Genomic DNA, 18,842 nt, shown 5'->3' with positions numbered 1-18,842 from the left:
CCGCTCTTGCGGACTTCGAATCAACTTCCGAAAAAATTTTAAGCCGTGCGCGTGCCTCGCAACAAGCACGTCGGCGGGAAGTTTCAAGTGGCGCACACGCTCAATAGTCGAGTTTACAACGCAAACTTGAGATAAGAACGTTGCGATTTCGAGCAATGCGCAGAAATCGCGAGTGTCTCCCATAAAAGAAAAACGCTCGGCGTTTTTCGTCTCCGGACTGTAGTGCCGCCGCTATTTTAGGCGGCGCTTTTTATACAACTCTCATAAAAAAAATCAATCTTGCACACACCTGCGCGACGAGCGTAAAATTCAAGTGGCGCACGACTTTACGCTATCATAGCGCATTGCGCCGTGTCGGGCAACCGGAGCGTATACGTTTTTTAGAAAATATATTTTTCGAGACAATACCCTGCCCCATTTTACCGCGCGTCCGCACCGATGAGAGCATATCGTCGACGACCGCAGTTCAATGCCGATCGCCTGCTCATCAGCGGACGCCGAGCGGCGTATAGCCTGCTTCGCTTACCGCATCGGAAAGCGTTTTTTCATCCACATCTTTTGAAAGCGTAACGACCGCGTTTTTATCTTTTAAACTTACGTCCGCTTTCGTCACGCCGTCGATCGACGAAAGCGCTTTTTCGACGTGTTGGCGGCAGTGGTCGCACATCATTCCGTCGATTGTAATCGTCTTTGTCATTTTCGGTTCCTCCGTTATATCCTTGTTTGCAACACCGTCGGCTGTAAGTGAAGACGTATTTGCCGCTTTGCCGTCCGCCGTAAACGCTTCGTCCGGCAGTTCGACCGGACGCTTTTTTATTTTTCGCTTTTTGTATATGTCGAAGAGATTCAAGCGCAGCGCGTTCGTAACGACGCAAAAGCTCGACAAACTCATCGCCGCCGCTCCGAGCATCGGATTCAACGCGATCCCGAACGCGGGAAAGAGCGCTCCCGCCGCAACGGGGATGCCGATGACGTTGTAGCAAAACGCCCAAAAAAGATTTTCTTTGATATTCGTCAAAACGCCGCGCGACAGATTTACCGCAGCTCTTACGTCCGAAAGCGTCGACTTCATAAGCACGACGTCGGCTGCATCGAGAGCGACATCCGTACCGGCTCCGATCGCGATACCGATATCCGCCCGCGTCAAAGCGGGTGCGTCGTTTATACCGTCGCCGACCATCGCAACGCGCCCGTATGTTTGAAGACGCGAAACGACTTCGTCCTTTCCGTCGGGAAGCACATCCGACACGACCGAGCGGATGCCGACCGTCTTTGCGACCGCCCGCGCGGTACGGCGGTTGTCGCCCGTGAGCATGACGACGGCGATGCCTTCATCGTGCAGAGCGCGGACCGCTTCGGCACTGTCGGATTTTGCAACATCGGCTACGGCTATGATGCCGAGCGCTTTTCCGTCTTCGGCAAAATAGAGCGGCGTCTTCCCCTCTTCGGCAAAGGCTTCACCCCTTTCTTTTAAGCTTGCCGAAAGTACATGATGCTCTTCCATAAGCGCAGCGTTTCCGCCGAATGCGCTTTTGCCTCTGACCGTTCCGCGCACTCCGAATCCCGGAAGAGCGGTAAAATCGTCCGAGCTTTCGTACGAAATGCGCCTTTCGACGACGGCTTCCATGACCGCGCGCGAAAGCGGATGTTCGCTTTTCGCTTCGAGGCTTGCGGCAATTTTTAATAATTTTTCTTCGCTCTCGTCCGCGTATATGTCGGTGACGCGCGGCTTCCCCTCCGTCAGCGTCCCCGTTTTATCGAGCACGACGACATCCGTCTTCCCGCACGCTTCGAGGGCGGCGGCCGTTTTAAACAAAATGCCGTGCTTTGCACCGAGTCCGCTTCCGACCATGATAGCGACGGGAGTTGCAAGGCCTAACGCACAAGGACAGCTTATAACAAGCACGCTCACCGCACGCGCAAGCGCAAAACCGAATTCCGCTCCCGTACCGAGCCACACGATCCCCGTACCGAAGGCCAAAACGATGACGGCGGGAACGAAGATGCCCGACACTTTATCCGCGAGCTTTGCCGCGGGCGCTTTTGTAGCGGCGGCGTTTTCCACCATATCGATAATTTTGCTTAAAGAAGTGTCGCTTCCGACGCGGGTCGCCCGGCACGTGAGAAATCCGTTTTGATTCAATGTCGCAGCGCTCACCTCACTGCCGCGAGCTTTATCGACGGGAAGACTTTCTCCGGTAAGAGCGGACTCGTTTACCGCGCTCGCCCCTTCGCTCACCCTTCCGTCAACGGGAATGCGCTCTCCCGGCCGCACGATAAACACGTCGCCGACTTTTACTTCGGACGCGGGAATCGTTACTTCCTTTCCGTCACGCACGACATGCGCTTTTTCCGGCGCCAAATCCATAAGCGATTTGATCGCGTTCGTCGTTTTTCCTTTGCTGTAAGACTCAAGCGTTTTGCCGACGGTGATGAGCGAAAGGATCATCGCGGACGATTCGAAATACAGATCATGCAGATATGCATGTGCGCTCTTCATATCGCCCGAAGCCATTGCGAAGGTCATCGAAAATAAAACGGCAGTGCTGTATGCGAATGAAGCTCCGCTTCCGAGCGCGACGAGTGTGTCCATATTCGGAGCTCCGTGTACAAAGCTTTTAAAACCGCTCGTAAAAAATCGCCTGTTGATAAGCATGACGGAAAGCGCAAGCAGCATTTCATAGAGCGCGATCGATGCAGGATTACCGTGTACGGCGAGCGGAACCGGCCACTTCCACATCATGTGTCCCATGGACACATACATGAGCGGCACGAGCAAAACGAGAGATGCGATAAGGCGCTTTACGAGCTGCGGCGTTTCCGTGTCTTCGAGCGACGCGCGTTTGGACGCCGCATCCGCCGAGCGCACATCTTTCGTATCGGGGGACGCATTGTAACCCGCTTTATCGACTGCGGCACAGATCGCCTCGGCACTCGCAGGGGATACGAAATCGACGTTCATCGAATTCGTCAAAAGACTTACCGAAACGCTTTCGACGCCGGGAACTGCAGCGACCGCTTTTTCGACATGGGCGCTGCACGCAGCGCACGTCATACCGCTTACCGAAAATTTTGTCATATATATCGCCTCGTCATTTGAGTCCTTTTATTAAAAACATCGTTTCATCGATGATTTCCGTATTGCCTTTTTTTATCTCTTCCGTAATGCAGCTTTCCATGTGATCGCGCAAAATCATATAGCCGAAAGTGCGGAGCGCGCTTTCGGCGGCGGAAACTTGAATGAGCACGTCTCCGCAGTAACGGTTTTCATCGAGCATCGATTTGATACCGTTCAGCTGTCCGATGATCCGGTTCAAGCGAGAATGAAGCGCGCGCACCGACGCATCTTTTCGCGGCGTATGTTTGTATTTGCAGCGCATACACGTCTTTTGCGGCGCCGCTTTTTTTTTGCCGTCCTTTGGCATAATTCCCCCGTAAAAGTTCATTTCCAATATAATACCCCCAAGGGGTATATGTCAATAATCAAAAACATCGGGGAGCAAGCTTTGCGCTAAAATAAAAAAACCTCCGAAAACTCAAGTCCGTTTTCGGAGGTTGTAACACCGCCTGTCGATATTTTAATAAAAGTCAAATAAACTTATGCACGATTCAGAGACGGGTTTTCACCTCTGTTCGCGAGGAACCTTTATTTTGCCCACGGATGTATGCGAAGATAGGTATCGTTTCGGTCCGCTCCGACGGATACGATCCCGACAGGCGTTTCGGTAAACGCTTCGATAAATTCCACATACGCTTTTGCGTTTGCCGGCATCTTTTCGTATGAAGCGCAAGAACGCAGATCGCTTTTCCATCCGTCGAATTTTTTGAGAACCGGACGCGCCGCATTCAAAGCGGGAATGCCTGCCGGAAAATCCGTGACGATCTTTCCGCCGATATCGTATGCGACGCAGGCTTCAATCGATTCCATTTCGTCATAGATATCGAGATGCGTCAAAACCAGCGAGTCGATGGAATTGACGCGGCACGCGTAGCGGAGCGCAACCAAATCGAGATAACCGCATCTCCGCGGCCTTCCCGTCGTTACACCGAATTCGTTTCCGGTCGTGCGCACGTAATTGCAAAGCTCGCTTTCGGTATCGTTATTGAACTCGGTCGGCATCGGGCCGTTTCCGACGCGCGTTTGATAAGCTTTAAAAACGCCGTACACTTTGTCGATTGCACGCGGTCCGATACCCGAGCCCGAAGCCGCGCCTGCCGAACACGATGCGCCCGAACTCACATACGGATACGTTCCGCTGTCCAAATCGAGCAGCGCGCCCTGCGCTCCTTCAAATAAAATATTTTCACTGCGGTACTCCCACAGCTTCGAAGCGATATCGACACGCATGGCAATGAGCCTTGAAGCGTAAGTGTCGATGAATTTTCTGTCTTCGGCGTCGAGATCCGCCGTCTTTTCTTTCCAATCCAAATCGGCGAGTCTGATTCCGTCGCGTTCGGATTTTTGCGAATACGCGCTTCCGATACCGCGCCCCGTCGTGCCGATAGGCCGCTTGCGGGACGCATCGCGTTCTTTGTCAATCCTGCGGTACGCGGGCAAAACGATGTGCGCGCGGTCGGAGATGAATACGCGGCCTTCCCAAGAAATGCCGTTATCGGTGAGCATCTGCAGTTCGGCAAAAAGCGCTTCCGGATCGATGACCATACCCGAACCGAGGAATACCGCTTTATCGGGATACAAAATACCCGAGGGTACTTGATGCAGCGCATATTTTTTTCCGCCGACGACGATCGTGTGTCCGGCATTCGCGCCGCCTGCAAAGCGCACGATGTACTTCGCGTCCAGCGCGAGAAAATCGACAATTTTCCCTTTTCCTTCATCGCCCCATTGAGCGCCTATAACGACAATGTTCATCGCTTCCTCCTCTATGATCGGCCGGTTGACTTAAAATGCGTTCAGTCCGCCGGGCTTTACTTGAAAATGACTGAACTCCATCGAAAACGACGCCCTGCCCTGCGTCGCCGAACGGAGACTCGTCGAAAAACCGAACATCTTCGCCATCGGCGCCTGCGCATGGACGATTTCACCCGTCTGCTTCGAATCCTGTCCGAGGATAATACCGCCTCTGCTCGTCATCTGATTCATCGCGTCTCCGATGAATTCTTTCGGACAGGAAATATCGACGTCCATAACGGGCTCGAGCAATTCCGGCTTTGCAGCCGAACAGGCTTTATCGAAAACCGCGGCGGCGCACGCTTCGAATGCGAAAGTCGTCGACGTCAATTCGCTGTAATCGACATCGGTTACGGTAACGGCGGTATCGGTACAGGGATAACCGAATTTGATTCCCGATTGGAGAGAGCTTTCGAACGCGCTTTCCATCGCTTCGAAAATTTCGTCTGGAATATCGTTTCGTTTTACGGTACACGCGTAAGAGTTTCCGGCTCCTTGAGGACGCGGTTCGACGTGCACCTTTATGCCCGCCGTATTTTCTTTTCCGCCGAGCACTTTGCTGTAGCTTTCGCTTGCGTCCGCGCTTTCGGTCACCGCTTCGCGGTAAGTCACTTGCGGAGAGCCGACACGGCACTTCACTTTAAAATCGTCCTGCATACGCGTGACGAGCACATCAAGGTGCAGCTCGCCCATGCCGCTGATTATAAGCTGACCCGTTTCCGCATCTTCGTGATACGTAAAAGTCGGATCTTCCCGCGAAAGGATCGCAAGCGTATCGTTCATCCTGTCGCGTTCGGCAAGCGATTCGGGTTCGAGAGAAACGGATATGACCGGTTCGGGAAACTGCGGTTTTTCGAGGAGCACCGGCATTCCCTCGCTGCCGAGCGTATCGCCCGTCTGTGCGAGTTTCAATCCGATAAACGCTGCGATATCGCCTGCAGCGATACTGTCTATCGGCTCTTCTTTATCCGCGTTGATTCTGAAAATTCTGTTGACTCTCTCGCGCTTTTTTTTATTGACGTTGTACACTTGCGTGCCGCTCGCAATTTTTCCCGAATACATACGCACAAAACACAAAAGACCCATATTCGGATCGTGCTGAATTTTAAACACCAAACCGACGGCGGCTCCGTTTTCTTTACACGGCACTTCGATCTTTTCTTCTTTGTCGCGCTTTATGTGCAAACCGACGGCGGGAGGCACTTCGTCGGGTGCCGGAAGATAATCGATAAGCGCATCGATGAGCGGCTGTACGCCCTGATTGCGGCGGGCGCTTCCCATCACAAAAGGAACGATTGCACGCGCTATCGTCTCTTTGCGGATCGCATCTTTCAGCTGTTCCGTCGTTATCTCTTTTCCTTCGAGGTATAATTCCGCAAGAAAATCGTCAGCCGATGCGACCTGATCGACGAGCTTCACCCGCCATTCGTCCGCTTTTTCTTTGCGTTCGGGAGCGATATCGGAAAATGAAAAAGTTTCTCCGTCATCGTCTTCGTTCCAGCGGATCTCCTTCATCGACAAAAGATCGATGACGCCTTCGAAATCGCTTCCTTCGCCGATCGGTATCTGGAGAGCGACGCATTCGACTCCGAACTTTTCGTGTACGTCTTCCATCGAACCGAAAAAGTCCGCGCCGATGCGATCCATCTTATTCATAAAACACAGACGCGGTACTTTAAACGTGTCCGCCTGACGCCACACCGTTTCCGTCTGCGGCTGCACGCCGTCGACCGCGCAGATGACGGCGACCGCGCCGTCAAGCACGCGCAGAGACCGTTCGACTTCGGCGGTAAAATCGACATGCCCCGGCGTATCGATGATATTGATTTGAAAGCCTTTCCATTCGGTCGTCGTCGCCGCACTCGCAATCGTAATACCGCGCGCCTGTTCCTGCGGCAAAAAATCCATCGTCGCCTGTCCGTCGTCGATTTCGCCGATTTTGTGAATTTTTTTCGTATAATAGAGGATGCGCTCCGTCGTCGTCGTTTTGCCCGCGTCGATGTGCGCCATGATTCCGATATTCCGTATTTTATTCAGCTGCATAACGCGAGTATATAGAAAAGAGAAAGAAGGAGCAAGCGAACGAAGAGCGGACAGTGTTTTATTATCGTGCGAATCGGAATATCCTGCGCGCTATTTTTCGATTTTACCTTTCCAGCTCATAATGCCGCCGATATTCACGACGTTCGTATATCCCATCGCTGAAAGTTTTCCGGCAGCGTCGCGACTTCTTTGTCCGCTCCTGCAGTAAACGAGAATTTTTTGATTTTTATTTTTCAAAATGCGCGAGGCGCTCTCTTCGGTGATCGTTTCGTTCGTTAAGAGGACGGCGCCGGGAATGTGACCCGCCTTGTACTCATCGGGACGGCGCACGTCGACGAGAATAAAATCCTTTTCCGTTTCCATAAGTTTTGCAGCTTCATCCATCGAAATCGATGTGAATTGCTCTGCCGCCTTTTTTTCATTTTCTTTTGCAAAGCATGAAAAAAACATTACCGCCCCCATAAAAATAATAATTCCTATCGTTCGTGTATTCATATTTTCAATCCTTATCAAAATAGTATATGATCCGTGTCAACAACACCGGAAACCGTATTTTCCAAAAACGGCATATAATATAAAAATCGGCTGCACTTCCGGCAGAAGCCCGTGCGTTCTTTGCTGCGATTACAGAACCGTAGCGATCGCATTGAGCGACGGCAATATGCACATCGCAATTTTTTTCATTTCATCGTCGGGCGCAATTTTATCGGGCACCATGATGCACGAAAGTCCCGCTCTGTATGCGCTCCTCATACCGTTCGGCGAATCTTCGATCGCACAGCAGACATCAGGCGAAAGACCTAGCGATGCGCAAGCGCGTGCGTAGATTTCGGGATCGGGTTTGCCGCGAGCGACCGTATCGCCCGTCGTAAGCGTTTCGAAAAAATCGATAAAGCCTGCGTTTTTCATCTGACGGCGCACGGCGTTTCCGTCGGTCGAAGAGGCAAGCGCGATGCGGTAGCCTTTTTTTGTCAAATATTCAAGCGCCTCGCGCGCTCCCTTCATTGAAGGAATCCCCTCTTCGGTTTCGATTTTATTAAAAAGCTCCGCGGTACGATTCATAAATTTATCGGCCGCGGATACGCTTTGCAAATCATGTTCGAGTGAGGCACGGGTATCTGTATAATTGCACCCTCGGTTTTTTTCGATAATTTTATCGATATCGTCGATGCCGCACTCTTTTGCCGCTTTACGCCACACAAGATCGCAGACGGATTCGCTGTCGAGCAAAACCCCGTCCATATCAAAAATCACTGCGGCAAAAGTTTTCATCATGATCGATTTTCCGTTTTCCGGCACTTACGCTTTCGCAGTCCAGAGTCCGTGCTTATTGCAGTACTCGTACGCCGCAATCAATTTGTCGCCTGAGGCGAGCGCAAAAGACGCTTCGGGCTTTTCTCCGGGTTTGAGAACTTTACGCTGAGCGCCCTGTTCGGTTTCTATCGCGATCCACTGAATGTAGTGCTCGGCTTCCATCGGGTGAACTACGGAACCGACTGCAACGTGAACTTCGCTGCCTTTTACCGTGACAACCGGCACGTGCTTTTCCTGCGCCGCATCGGTTGTGTTCGCTTTCAGCTCCTGCATCTCTTCTCCGCAGCAGGACGGAAGGCAGCCGCCCTTGTGAATCATGCTGACGATTGTGCCGCAATGTCTGCATATATAAAATTGCATAGTGTCCTCCAAGACATAGTATTACATATAATATACTGAAAAAACAAAAAAAAGCAATAATTTTATTTTTGTTTTTATTTCATTTTTCAATCATTGACGGAAGCGCCGGATTAGGGTAAGTTTTTACCATGTATAAAAAACCAGCGTTCCCAACCCGATTTTTTTCCGTTTCGCGCCGATATGTATTCGCAGCGCTCTTTATCGTCTGTGCCGCCCTTCCCCTCTCCGCTTCCCGCCGCGCCGTTTTTTTATGGCAGGGCGTACGGAGTATGAAAAGCTGCAATTCGGTTATGTTTATGAGCAAGCCCGAAAACGCAAACGGAAGCGCGCTCATCATTTGCCCCGGCGGAAGCTATCATCACTTGGGTATGTATAACGAAGGGCACTGTACTGCAAAGCGTTTCAACGCGCTCGGCGTTACGACTTTCGTACTGCGCTACCGAGTGGCACAGGGCGGCTCTCATCACCCCGCTCAGCTCGAAGACATACAGCGCGCGATCCAGCTCGTGCGCGAAAACGCACGCGACTACGGCATCGATCCCGGCAGAGTCGGCGCAATCGGTTTTTCCGCAGGCGGACACTTAGTGACAATGGCGGGCGCCTTTGCCGAACGCGGCAACGAACTTGCAAAGCTCGGTATCGATGTGAAAGTAAGCCTGCGACCCGACTTCGTTATGGCAATCTATCCCGTCGTTTCGATGCGCGACGATATCGCAAACAAGTGGTCGCGGAAAAGTCTGCTCGGAAAAAATATGAGCGAAGAACGAAAAGAACGCTTTTCCATGGAAAAGCAAATCCCTCCGACAATGCCGCCGACATACATCCTCGCCTGCCGCGACGATCCCGTCGTAAAATTCGAAAACAGCCGCCTCCTGTACGCCTCTCTCAAAGCTAAAAACATACCGTGCCGCTTTGTGCAATACGAAACGGGCGGACACGGCTTCGGCATGCTCGAGGGCGCTTTTATGAAAGAGACACGCTGGAACGAAGACATAGAGTCGTGGTTAAAAGAAAACGGCATGCTGCAGAACTAGCACATATGCCGAATAAAAGCCTTTCTCGCCCGCGCAAGAACGCGATGCGCACACTGTAAACTTGAAGCGTTTATCGGATTTGAAAATCGCGTCAGGTATTCATTTATATCATACCTTTAATTGTAAAATAACCTATAATTATACAAAGAACGATTTTTCCAAATAAAATTATTAAATATTCACACGGCTTATCTTTGTAATATATCGTTTCGAGATATCTGAAATCGATCTTTTTATTTATTATATTATCAGTAATATTAGTTATAAAAACCAATAGCAAACATGAAAGAGCTATTTCATATTTATTCAAAAATAAACTTACGAAAATTATTATTAAAAGTAAAAAGTAAAACGGCCATATTAATATTTTTTTGTCATTTCTTATTTTCAGCAAACTTGAATAATTCTTATTAAACAATGTTATCAGTTCATTATAATTTTCAAAACTGATAAACTTTTCTTTTTTATTTATACTTACGCGAAGTTTTTTCTCATCATAAATCACTTCAATAAAATTGCTCTTTTTCCGACAGCCTAAAATTATATTATCTTGGAAAAATTGTTTTAATTCGCTTTCGGAATGGAATTTATCTTCGAAGTTAGAAATATCTTTTAGAGTATGTATTTTATAATCTTTAGATTGATAATACCATTTAATTTTTTCAGTTTTACTTTGATTTAGTTTCTTTATTTCGTCCCAATTTAAATCAATTTTTTTATCTGCTTCGTAGTAATTTTGAATTAAATTTTCAATTCCAATTGATTCCGGTAATTTATATAAAATCTTATTTTGAAAATTTTCTTGTTGTGATATTGAAATATATCCGTTTTCTTTGAAAATTTGAAACCAATTATTTTCATCTTTTTCAAAAACCAAATCAAAATATTTATCATCTTTTATTTCACTTATTTTTAATAAAATTTTTTCCAGCGAATTATTTTTTTCAACTTTTTCATTTATCGTTACTTTCATTTTTTTATCCTCCATAGTGCACCGTACAGTATCATTCATTTATATACTTGGAAATCTCATTAACTTTTTCTTCTATAATCCTTTTATTTCCAAGTTTTATATTATACCTGCTTGGATTTATTGCAGTCAGTATTAATTTTATAAATTCTTCATTACTTAAACAATTATAATCTTTATCAAAATAAAATTCAGATGCATCAGCAAGTCCGATTATTCCGTTTCCGAAATAGCTGTTTGAAATTACATAATTATAGCAATCTTTATAGTTAATATTTTTTTCAATATCTCTCATAGTTCCGAGAATTACCATTCTCCGATCCGTTGTTCTAATTTTTTTATTTCTTTCATCATGCTTTTCAAAATAAAATGTTGCCATTATATATGCCATTTTATTTTTTGAAAAAACAAAATCCGTAATTAAAGGAAGTCTTTTTAATTTCGGATTTTTATTATTCGTGTAAATATAACTTACGATCTCCATTTGCTTTTCAGTCAGTTCAATTGCAGTTTCGTTTTTTATATTTTCATACTTTATTTTTATACCTTTCTTATTAATATATATATTTAAAAAAATATATGCACACAAAGAACACAATAACATAAATAAAAGTAAAGAAAGAAATATTTTTATAATTAAAGATTTTATGTTTTTTTTACTTACGGCCAACTTCATTCTTTTTCTTCCCTTGCACCGCAGTGCGTGTCAATCCAGCACTCGCTTAACCTGCATTGCAAAGCAATGTCAGGTTGAAGCGGGTATTAGGTAATTTTTTTATCAGCACTTTGCAAGATATCGAGCCGTATTAACATTTCGTATTGTCATATCTTTATATACTTTATGCGATATTATTTTATTTAAATGGCTTTTATTATAATATTCCCGTCGAACATTCCAGATTAACGCCCCCTTAACATATAGTAATTGTATATATTCCTTTTTTATCGGCAATTCATTTATTATGTTTTCATTATCTATCGATTCAAATAAATACGCTACATCGGTCTTTTGATCATCATTATTTTGCCAATCACCGGGGATGCTGTTTGCTATTTTTACCATTTCACTTTTTGTCTTTACCAAAACTTTTACTTCATTCCCGGTCGTTATATGTAATGCTTTTTGAATATTTTCGGTGATACTGTTTTTCTTGTCTTTTGATTTAAAAATGACATTTCCGGAGTTGATATATGTTGAAACGTTTGAAAAACCGCATTGCTCAAACAATGTTTTTAATTCTTTCATGTTGATTTTTACCGAGTTTCCGACATTGATACCCCTGAGCAATGCTATATAATCCATAATATCCCTTATTAATTATACTTACTAAATACTATAGTTTTTTTCAGTGATTTTTATCTGCAGAAAATCCGTATTAAAATCGTAGTTACTCATAGCATTAATCACTTTCATTTTTTTTCCTCGCCCGCCGAAGGCGCGTACATAAGTAGCGCAAACCGGCTTAACCGTCTTGCCGCTATGAAACTCATATTATACGAAATTATTGCTCATACACTGTCGTACAATCTAAATATTCTCTTTTAAAATTATCCAAGTCTAATTTATATCGTACGACAATAGTTTTAGATTCCAAATCTTTTGGGTTTAAAGTTTTTTTATATTCTTCGCTTCTTTTTAAAGATTCATCCGTTACTCTATTTTCGTTAATATTCCACCAAGCACATTCTTCAACGATGATGACAGTTTTTCCGTCATACTCCAAATCGTCCAAATATGAGCCGCTGTACAAATCCTTATTTGTTTTTATATCATAAACGGCAAAGGCTCTAACACCCGGACTTGTGCCGTAATCTTGGAACAAGTATTTTTCATCATCGGAAATAATACACCATGCCGATTCGCAATCATATCCCATATCGGTAATATGTGTAATTTCATTCGTTTTGGGATTCCATTTAAAAGTTCCGACAGGATCCGAATATTGAAAATCTTCAATATCATCAGACCAAACGAAACAGTATGATTCCTGCTTTGGAAATTTACGCGGATATACTTTCACTATTGTTTTTTGACCGTTTCTATCGATTTCCAAATCCAGTGATAAAGTTGTTGATTTAGTTGCCGAATTTACTTTGAGAACACGAAAAGTACTTACATCGATTTTCGGATCGATATTGACATATTTTGAAAAAACCCAGCCATACCATCCAAAATTATCGGAAGCATAATCTTTTATAATATCATTTTTTTCAACTTGGATTTTCAACCAATACCCATCGAAATTATCGATTCTCTCTCTCTTATCTGAATAGCCTTTTACCGTAACCGTATCACCTTTTTTTAATTTTCCGATTTTTAATGATGCTACAGAGGGTTTTAATCTTATGTTTAGATTGTCATCATTAATTGTTGTTTTGGCGACGGTTCCAAAATATTGTCTGTTATCCAATTCCAATTGAAAATCATCGGCATAAAACCGAAAAGTAAAAAATACCAATAGACATATTGAAAAAAATCGTTTCATTTTTAATTTCCTCCTAAACGCCCCTGTACGGATGTCCGTATAACTTGCATTTGAATCGCAAACCGGTTTGCCCGTGTTGTCGGCTTTGAAAACCGTATCATGTAATTATTATATAGTTATCTTTAATATTTTCACAACTATTCTTTTTAGGCTTTATAGTTAGTTTTCTATTTGATAAAATCAAAGAATCGAAACTATCTAAATTATTTGTTTCCGGTAATTCTTTTTCCAGAATTACTTTATTATCTGAATCATATATTTTCACTTTTGGAAAAGCGTTTGAAGAAAAATTTTCGGTTAATATTTTTTGAATTATTGATATTACAAAATCTTCATCGGTATTTTTATACATCTCTTCAGAAACCCGGACATCATAATATCTGAACCATGGATGATATTTATCTATCTTTCGTTTTGCCCGAGAAATCTCATTTTCGACATTACAGATCGTGAAATTAATATATAAATGATCAAAATCTCCAAATGAAAAATTATTTTCACGAAGAGCCATTACAATTCTTTTGATTTTAGCATTAAGTATTTTGGTTGCCTTAAACTCCGATGGTAATGAATTGCCTTCAATATTTTCAACTTTACTTTTATAAATTCTTATATCGCTGATTACTTTCATTTATTTCCTTATCTGCTAAAGTATATATACAATTGCTTCTTCGTCCTAGTCCTAAAGTTCAATTCATTTTTTCAGCAACCTTGGCCTACCGAATTAATATTCCTTATGTTTCTTAAATATCTATATCCGGAATCCCAGTTCCAAATATATTTCTTCTAATTCTTTGATAAAATTCGGAAGAAATGTTTGGTCAACTTCAAAACTTATTCTACAGGTTTCTTTATAAATATTATAATCGTATACCTCGCAAACAATTCTTATATGTCCTAAGTCGTCTGCAATTATTTTTATTAATCCATCTTCAAAACTCGGAGATAGCTCTATAGATTTTTCTTCATTTTTATATACTTTTTTAACTCCGTTAAGAAAATTATTAAATAAACTTATATCTGAATAGAATTCGAAATCCTTTATTTCAAAAAAATGAGAACGTGCATTTATACAAAATTTTACAGATGAATCATCAGGATAACGTACGAAAGAAGATAAAGATAATCGATTTTCCATCGTTGAAATTGTTGCTTCTTTATTTGAAGTCATTTTTTATCCTTTCCAACCAGCCCAGTGCGCCGTCGGCGCGTCCGTTCAAGATCGTTCTAAACCGCAAACCGGCTTGCCCGCATATCAGCTTTGAAAACCGTGTTATGTGATAATATTTTATTGCAATTGCAGCACTAATTTCTTTCCAAGAATATTTGCTGCTTTTGTCAAAGTAGAAAGAGTTACTGAATCATTATATGGATTCAAAAGTCTGTCCAGAGCAGCTCTGGATGTATTCATTTTATTTGCCATTTCTGTTTTATTAATATTCTGTTTCTTCATTTCATCGAGGAGATTATATGAAATCAATCGTTTGACGGCTTCATTCTTTACTTCTACTGCTATATTTTCTTCTTCAAGAAAACTGTCAAAAGAACTTCCGACATATTTCTTATTCATTTTTTTCCTCCTAAAACTAACTTCTTTCGGGTCTTTGCCAATTCTAAATCTTCCAGTGGAGTCTTTTGACTCTTTTTAATTATTGCATGAAGTAAAACCATCTTTTTTCCGCTTACTGTAAAAAAAATTCTGCAAATTCTCTTGTCTGAAATAGATGTTCTTAATTCCCATAAATCCGTATCCATTTTTCTTACTTTCGGATAACCTACAGGCCAAGACATTTCTATAGCCATAATATCAGCACCAACAGATTTTTTATCTTCGGAAGATAATACTTTCAGAAAATTCCTTACAGGTTCATTTCCATTTTCTGTTTTGAAGAAATCTGCCTGTAATTTCTTTTGTATTTCCACACACGAAATGTACCATATTTGATACACTAAGTCAAGTAAAAAAAACAGCTAAGATTGAATTGACGGGATTTCTATTACGGCACATGAGCTGATAAAAAATGGTTAACGAAAATATGTCGAAAGATTTACCTTATTAATAAATAAGAGGCGCAGTGCGTCATCACATAACAACCGGTTGTACCACGAGCCGGCTTTTCCGCATATCGATTACAAATCTTTGTTATACTTTTCTATTTTATATTATTTCTATAAAAAATTTTTTCACAAACAGCTTGCGGAAATACCCGTGTAAAATCTTCCTTGTTTTGTTTTTCATTATTAAAGCATACATAATCGGTTATATCCACTTTTCGAGTCGCTTCTTCATATCCAAGAAGTGCAAGTCTTATTGCACCGTCTGCCGCTAAATCATAGGTATCCGGATTAAAAATGCTTATCCATAAATAATATTTCGGCCAGGCAATTCCCGCTACCGTAGGTCCGTTCCTTAGAAATTCACATGTTACTATATAATTTCCGGCCTTTGTATATTTATAATTTACAAGTTTTTTTATTGATTCAATATCCACTTCTTTATTAATCATTTCTTTTTCTTGCAATAATTCAAAAGTCTTATTTACTATATATATTCTGTTTTTTTTCTCTTTTTGTATCCATTTATATAATATGATGCTGCCGTTCTTTTTATATTCCGTTGCAATATTTTCCGGAAATAATTTGTTTATATCCTCATTGTCAAATTGATACTTATCCCATAATATGCTTAAAGCAATATCGCCTGTTGCCAATTCATAATTCATAAGTTCAAAAACAAAATTTGTTTTCTCGCATGTCATGGCCTGCTTATATAGATAATCGATATTTATTTCCTTTAAATTAATAATCTTATCATAATACTTATTTCCGGAACTTCCATTTACTTCGGAAAATGACAAATAAATCTTTTGTTTACTGTCTTTGGAAACACTCATCATTTTTTCATATAGTTGTTCCGTATTTTTACTGCAACCGATCAATAATAACGAGAATGCAAATATTATTAATAAATATTTTTTCATATTTCCCTCAAGTGCCTCGTCGGCGAATCCGTTCAAGATCGGTCTAAACCGCCAGCCTTTTTGTTTGTAAATAAATCAAATATACCATTCTTTTCAAAGCTATTCCTATTGCATAGACAGTTTCATAGCAGGCACAAATCTTGTCTGAAATACACACTATCCAACCTTCCGGTGTGAGCGGCGGCAACGGAACCAAAGGAAACATATGATGCACTATTATATCTTTTTCACAATCGGTAAGGGAAAAATCTTCTTTCGCATTTTTCAAGGCAATAAACGGATGTGCAAATCCATGAGCACAAGGAAAACTTTTATGTGTATGCCAATCATATAGAAAATAATCATGCAGCAGTGCGCCCCGAACTAAACTATCATAGTCAACTCGGAGATTAAATTTACTTGCAATATTCAAACTCAAAATTGCAACACTAATGCTGTGCCTATAAACTGAAAAATTACCATGCTGAATAAATTCTTTTTCAAGTGAAAATCTGCCGTTCTTTTCACAGTAATTGATTTTATTAATAATTAATTTCCGTTTTTCGGATGAATTCATTCTATGATTTTCCCCTTGCTGTTTTTCAGCATGTTATATACTATTCCTCAAATCTGATTACCTGCCCTCGTGTATCGACGAAAGCCGTTACGCCAAAAGGAATAATACATTTGGGAGACGAATGTCCTATGTTCACATTGTACACAATCGGCAGATTTGAATCTTCTGCTGTTTCAATCAGCATTTTTTTATAATCGTTATAATAAACTTCATCCATAGGTTTTCCGACGATAATTCCCTTTATTACGGAAAAGATACCTGTTTCTTTCAGTTTTATCAGCATTTTTTTATATAGCTCAGGAGGAGCTTTCTCTTCACTCGATTCAAGAAGCAGAATTTTATTCGTCCAATCGTCGAGGGTCGGAAATAAATTATATTTTGTACACAAATCCACAGTGTCGGAATATCGGGAATTATCAAGCATATCATAAACGGATTCTATGCAGCCGCCTAAGATTTGCCCGTTAAATGCAGCACTGCCTTGTAAAAGTTCAAAGCCCGAATTTTTATGTTTGTTTTTGGGAACACCGATTTGAGATTCATCGAATGATTTTCTTTCTTCATACCAATATTCACTCGGCCGTATTTCCCTTATCGTTCCGGTGCGAATCAATTCTTCAAAATACTTACGCGTATACGGAAGCATCTCATTATCAAGCTCACAAATATCGGGAAGAAAGGCCTGACCGTAAAAAGTATGTAAGCCCGCTTTATGCAGCATAAAATGATTTACGGTCGTATCCGAATAGCCTAAAAATATTTTTTTATTATCTTTGACAGCCTTTTTCAGCTCATCGTTTTCAAAAAGATAGGGTAAAAGGCGGTATGTATCATCTCCGCCTATCGCACATAAAATCATATCTACGGATTTATCTCTCAAGGCCGTTAATAAATCGGCAGCCCTTGATTCAGGGTGCTCGGACAAATATGTCATTCCTTTTAAAGCATTTTCAGTAGTAATGACTTCAAGACCGTAATCATGGAGCCTTTTCATTCCAATCTTTACTTCATGTTGAACAAACGATTCTCCGAGAATTCCGCTTGAAAGACTTATTATTGCTATCTTTTTTATCAATTTTTACCTCTGGCGTCCTAGTGGGGACGATTGCATAACATTGTTTTAAACCGCAACGCAAGCAAAGACTTACGTTGTCGGCTTTGAAAACTGTGTTATGCTATCTGCTTACACTTTTGAATTTTCTCTAAATCATTTACGAGTTTTACCTCTGCTTCTCTTAAATCCAATTCATTCTGCATATTAAGCCAGAACTTAGAAGTCGTTCCAAAATATTTAGAAAATCTTAAAGACATTTCGACCGTTATTTTTCTTTTTCCGTGAACTAAATCCAAAATTGAACTGGAAGAAACACCTAAATCTTTTGAAAGTCTATACGGAGTAATATGTAAAGGTTCAAGAAACTCTTTTACTAAAATTTCACCAACTGTTGGTAATTTAAATCTTTTATCCATAACACCCTCCATTTAGTGGTAATCCACAATCTGTACTTCATAAGCTTCGTTATTTAAAAACTTAAACTGTATTCTCCTTTGATTATTTATTTTTATAGAACAATAATCTTTTAAATCTCCGAGAAGATGCTCGAATTTATTTCCTGGCGGTATCCTTAAATCATCTTCTTTTTCCGCTGAATTAATTATCAATAATTTGGTAAATGCTCTCTTATGTATTTCAGGCGGGAGCTTGGGTGATTTACTGCCTTTCCAGATTTTTTCTGTTTCTGGATCTGCAAATGATTTAATCATAATATATTATCTGCTGTTAAGATATATCTGTCAAGTAGCTATACATCCTTATTAAGGAATTTGTATATCAATTAAATAAAACGTAAATATAATATATCCAACTATAATAATCGTATAAATAATCTTATTCATTAATTGATATTTACTTTTTAAAATTGAAAATCCTGAAATAAGTAAAAATAGAATATATAAGATACTAATACATACATATACATAAAAGCCTGTATATATTCCTTGAAAATCAAAAACTTCATAAACTAAAAACAATGAAACTATTGGTATACAAAGTGAAAGTATCAATAATATATTCATTGCTAGATATTTTTTATTCATAACTTCTTAAAATTACCACGCCATCGGCGTGTGAGCATAACATCGTTTTAAACCGCCTTTTTGTGCAGGCAAAAATGTCTGCTTTGCAA

General features: G+C 41.7%; 21 protein-coding genes. 1 reads left to right on the top strand and 20 read right to left on the bottom strand.

Translation table 11 applies throughout. The features are described from left to right. Positions 1-487 precede the first annotated feature (487 nt). The 7 genes from H9I35_RS10695 to H9I35_RS10665 all read right to left on the bottom strand — a co-directional run bounded on the left by H9I35_RS10695 (position 488) and on the right by H9I35_RS10665 (position 8,629). Positions 488-3,079, bottom strand: coding sequence for a heavy metal translocating P-type ATPase (locus H9I35_RS10695; RefSeq protein WP_187419366.1), 2,592 nt, complete (start codon positions 3,077-3,079; stop codon positions 488-490). 13 nt (positions 3,080-3,092) lie between these two features. After that, positions 3,093-3,425: a metal-sensing transcriptional repressor gene (locus tag H9I35_RS10690; protein WP_187419365.1), complete on the bottom strand. Its 333-nt coding sequence runs from the start codon at positions 3,423-3,425 to the stop codon at positions 3,093-3,095. Between the two features lie 221 nt (positions 3,426-3,646). After that, on the bottom strand, positions 3,647-4,873 hold the full coding sequence (gene purA, locus H9I35_RS10685; protein ID WP_187419364.1) for an adenylosuccinate synthase: 1,227 nt from the start codon (positions 4,871-4,873) through the stop codon (positions 3,647-3,649). Positions 4,874-4,903: 30 nt separating this feature from the next. Next, positions 4,904-6,955 (bottom strand): elongation factor G, encoded by a 2,052-nt coding sequence (gene fusA, locus H9I35_RS10680; RefSeq protein ID WP_187419363.1) that lies wholly within the window; start codon positions 6,953-6,955, stop codon positions 4,904-4,906. A 90-nt stretch (positions 6,956-7,045) separates the two neighbouring features. After that, a complete protein-coding gene (locus H9I35_RS10675; protein ID WP_187419362.1) occupies positions 7,046-7,450 on the bottom strand; it encodes a rhodanese-like domain-containing protein in 405 nt (134 codons plus the stop codon). Positions 7,451-7,579: 129 nt separating this feature from the next. Continuing rightward, positions 7,580-8,230 carry an HAD family hydrolase gene (locus H9I35_RS10670; protein ID WP_187419361.1) on the bottom strand — a complete coding sequence of 217 codons (651 nt, stop codon included), beginning with the start codon at positions 8,228-8,230 and terminating at the stop codon, positions 7,580-7,582. A 24-nt stretch (positions 8,231-8,254) separates the two neighbouring features. Next, entirely contained in the window at positions 8,255-8,629 is a 375-nt protein-coding gene (locus H9I35_RS10665; RefSeq protein WP_187419360.1) for a desulfoferrodoxin family protein, read from the bottom strand. Positions 8,630-8,757: 128 nt separating this feature from the next. Here H9I35_RS10665 and H9I35_RS10660 point away from each other — a divergent pair, with 128 nt between their 5' ends. Next, positions 8,758-9,663 (top strand): alpha/beta hydrolase, encoded by a 906-nt coding sequence (locus H9I35_RS10660; protein ID WP_187419359.1) that lies wholly within the window; start codon positions 8,758-8,760, stop codon positions 9,661-9,663. Positions 9,664-9,766: 103 nt separating this feature from the next. On the opposite strand, the gene H9I35_RS10655 is transcribed toward H9I35_RS10660, so the two are convergent. From H9I35_RS10655 to H9I35_RS10595, 13 genes are all read right to left on the bottom strand, one after another. Then, a complete protein-coding gene (locus tag H9I35_RS10655) occupies positions 9,767-10,636 on the bottom strand; it encodes a hypothetical protein (RefSeq protein ID WP_187419358.1) in 870 nt (289 codons plus the stop codon). A gap of 31 nt (positions 10,637-10,667) precedes the next feature. Then, entirely contained in the window at positions 10,668-11,309 is a 642-nt protein-coding gene (locus H9I35_RS10650; protein WP_187419357.1) for a transglycosylase domain-containing protein, read from the bottom strand. Positions 11,310-11,411: 102 nt separating this feature from the next. Then, the gene (locus H9I35_RS10645) at positions 11,412-11,936 is read right to left on the bottom strand and encodes a DUF1697 domain-containing protein (RefSeq protein WP_187419356.1); all 525 of its coding nucleotides are present in this window, start codon (positions 11,934-11,936) and stop codon (positions 11,412-11,414) included. A 199-nt stretch (positions 11,937-12,135) separates the two neighbouring features. Further along, complete coding sequence (locus H9I35_RS10640; RefSeq protein WP_187419355.1) at positions 12,136-13,119, bottom strand: SH3 domain-containing protein; 984 nt, start codon at positions 13,117-13,119, stop codon at positions 12,136-12,138. Positions 13,120-13,216: 97 nt separating this feature from the next. After that, on the bottom strand, positions 13,217-13,750 hold the full coding sequence (locus H9I35_RS10635) for a hypothetical protein (protein ID WP_187419354.1): 534 nt from the start codon (positions 13,748-13,750) through the stop codon (positions 13,217-13,219). A gap of 120 nt (positions 13,751-13,870) precedes the next feature. After that, on the bottom strand, positions 13,871-14,290 hold the full coding sequence (locus H9I35_RS10630; RefSeq protein WP_187419353.1) for a WapI family immunity protein: 420 nt from the start codon (positions 14,288-14,290) through the stop codon (positions 13,871-13,873). Positions 14,291-14,407: 117 nt separating this feature from the next. Next, on the bottom strand, positions 14,408-14,689 hold the full coding sequence (locus H9I35_RS10625; protein ID WP_187419352.1) for a helix-turn-helix domain-containing protein: 282 nt from the start codon (positions 14,687-14,689) through the stop codon (positions 14,408-14,410). Continuing rightward, positions 14,686-15,042, bottom strand: a complete 357-nt coding sequence (locus H9I35_RS10620) for a type II toxin-antitoxin system RelE/ParE family toxin (protein ID WP_187419351.1) — start codon at positions 15,040-15,042, stop codon at positions 14,686-14,688. Before H9I35_RS10620 ends, H9I35_RS10625 begins: the two co-directional genes overlap by 4 nt. Before the next feature lie 230 nt (positions 15,043-15,272). Further along, a complete protein-coding gene (locus H9I35_RS10615) occupies positions 15,273-16,100 on the bottom strand; it encodes a hypothetical protein (RefSeq protein WP_187419350.1) in 828 nt (275 codons plus the stop codon). Positions 16,101-16,143: 43 nt separating this feature from the next. Next, entirely contained in the window at positions 16,144-16,656 is a 513-nt protein-coding gene (locus tag H9I35_RS10610) for an HD domain-containing protein (protein WP_187419349.1), read from the bottom strand. A 40-nt stretch (positions 16,657-16,696) separates the two neighbouring features. Beyond that, the gene (locus H9I35_RS10605) at positions 16,697-17,731 is read right to left on the bottom strand and encodes a S66 family peptidase (protein ID WP_187419348.1); all 1,035 of its coding nucleotides are present in this window, start codon (positions 17,729-17,731) and stop codon (positions 16,697-16,699) included. Between the two features lie 95 nt (positions 17,732-17,826). After that, on the bottom strand, positions 17,827-18,126 hold the full coding sequence (locus H9I35_RS10600) for a HigA family addiction module antitoxin (protein WP_187419347.1): 300 nt from the start codon (positions 18,124-18,126) through the stop codon (positions 17,827-17,829). Between the two features lie 12 nt (positions 18,127-18,138). Continuing rightward, positions 18,139-18,420: a type II toxin-antitoxin system RelE/ParE family toxin gene (locus tag H9I35_RS10595; protein WP_187419346.1), complete on the bottom strand. Its 282-nt coding sequence runs from the start codon at positions 18,418-18,420 to the stop codon at positions 18,139-18,141. Between the last annotated feature and the right edge of the window lie 422 nt (positions 18,421-18,842).

It is taken from the genome of Treponema sp. Marseille-Q4132, from assembly GCF_014334835.1.
Classification (GTDB): Bacteria; Spirochaetota; Spirochaetia; order Treponematales; family Treponemataceae; genus Treponema_D; species Treponema_D paredis.
The sequence above is the reverse complement of the archived record's forward strand: the minus strand, read 5'-3'. Positions and strand labels throughout refer to the sequence as shown.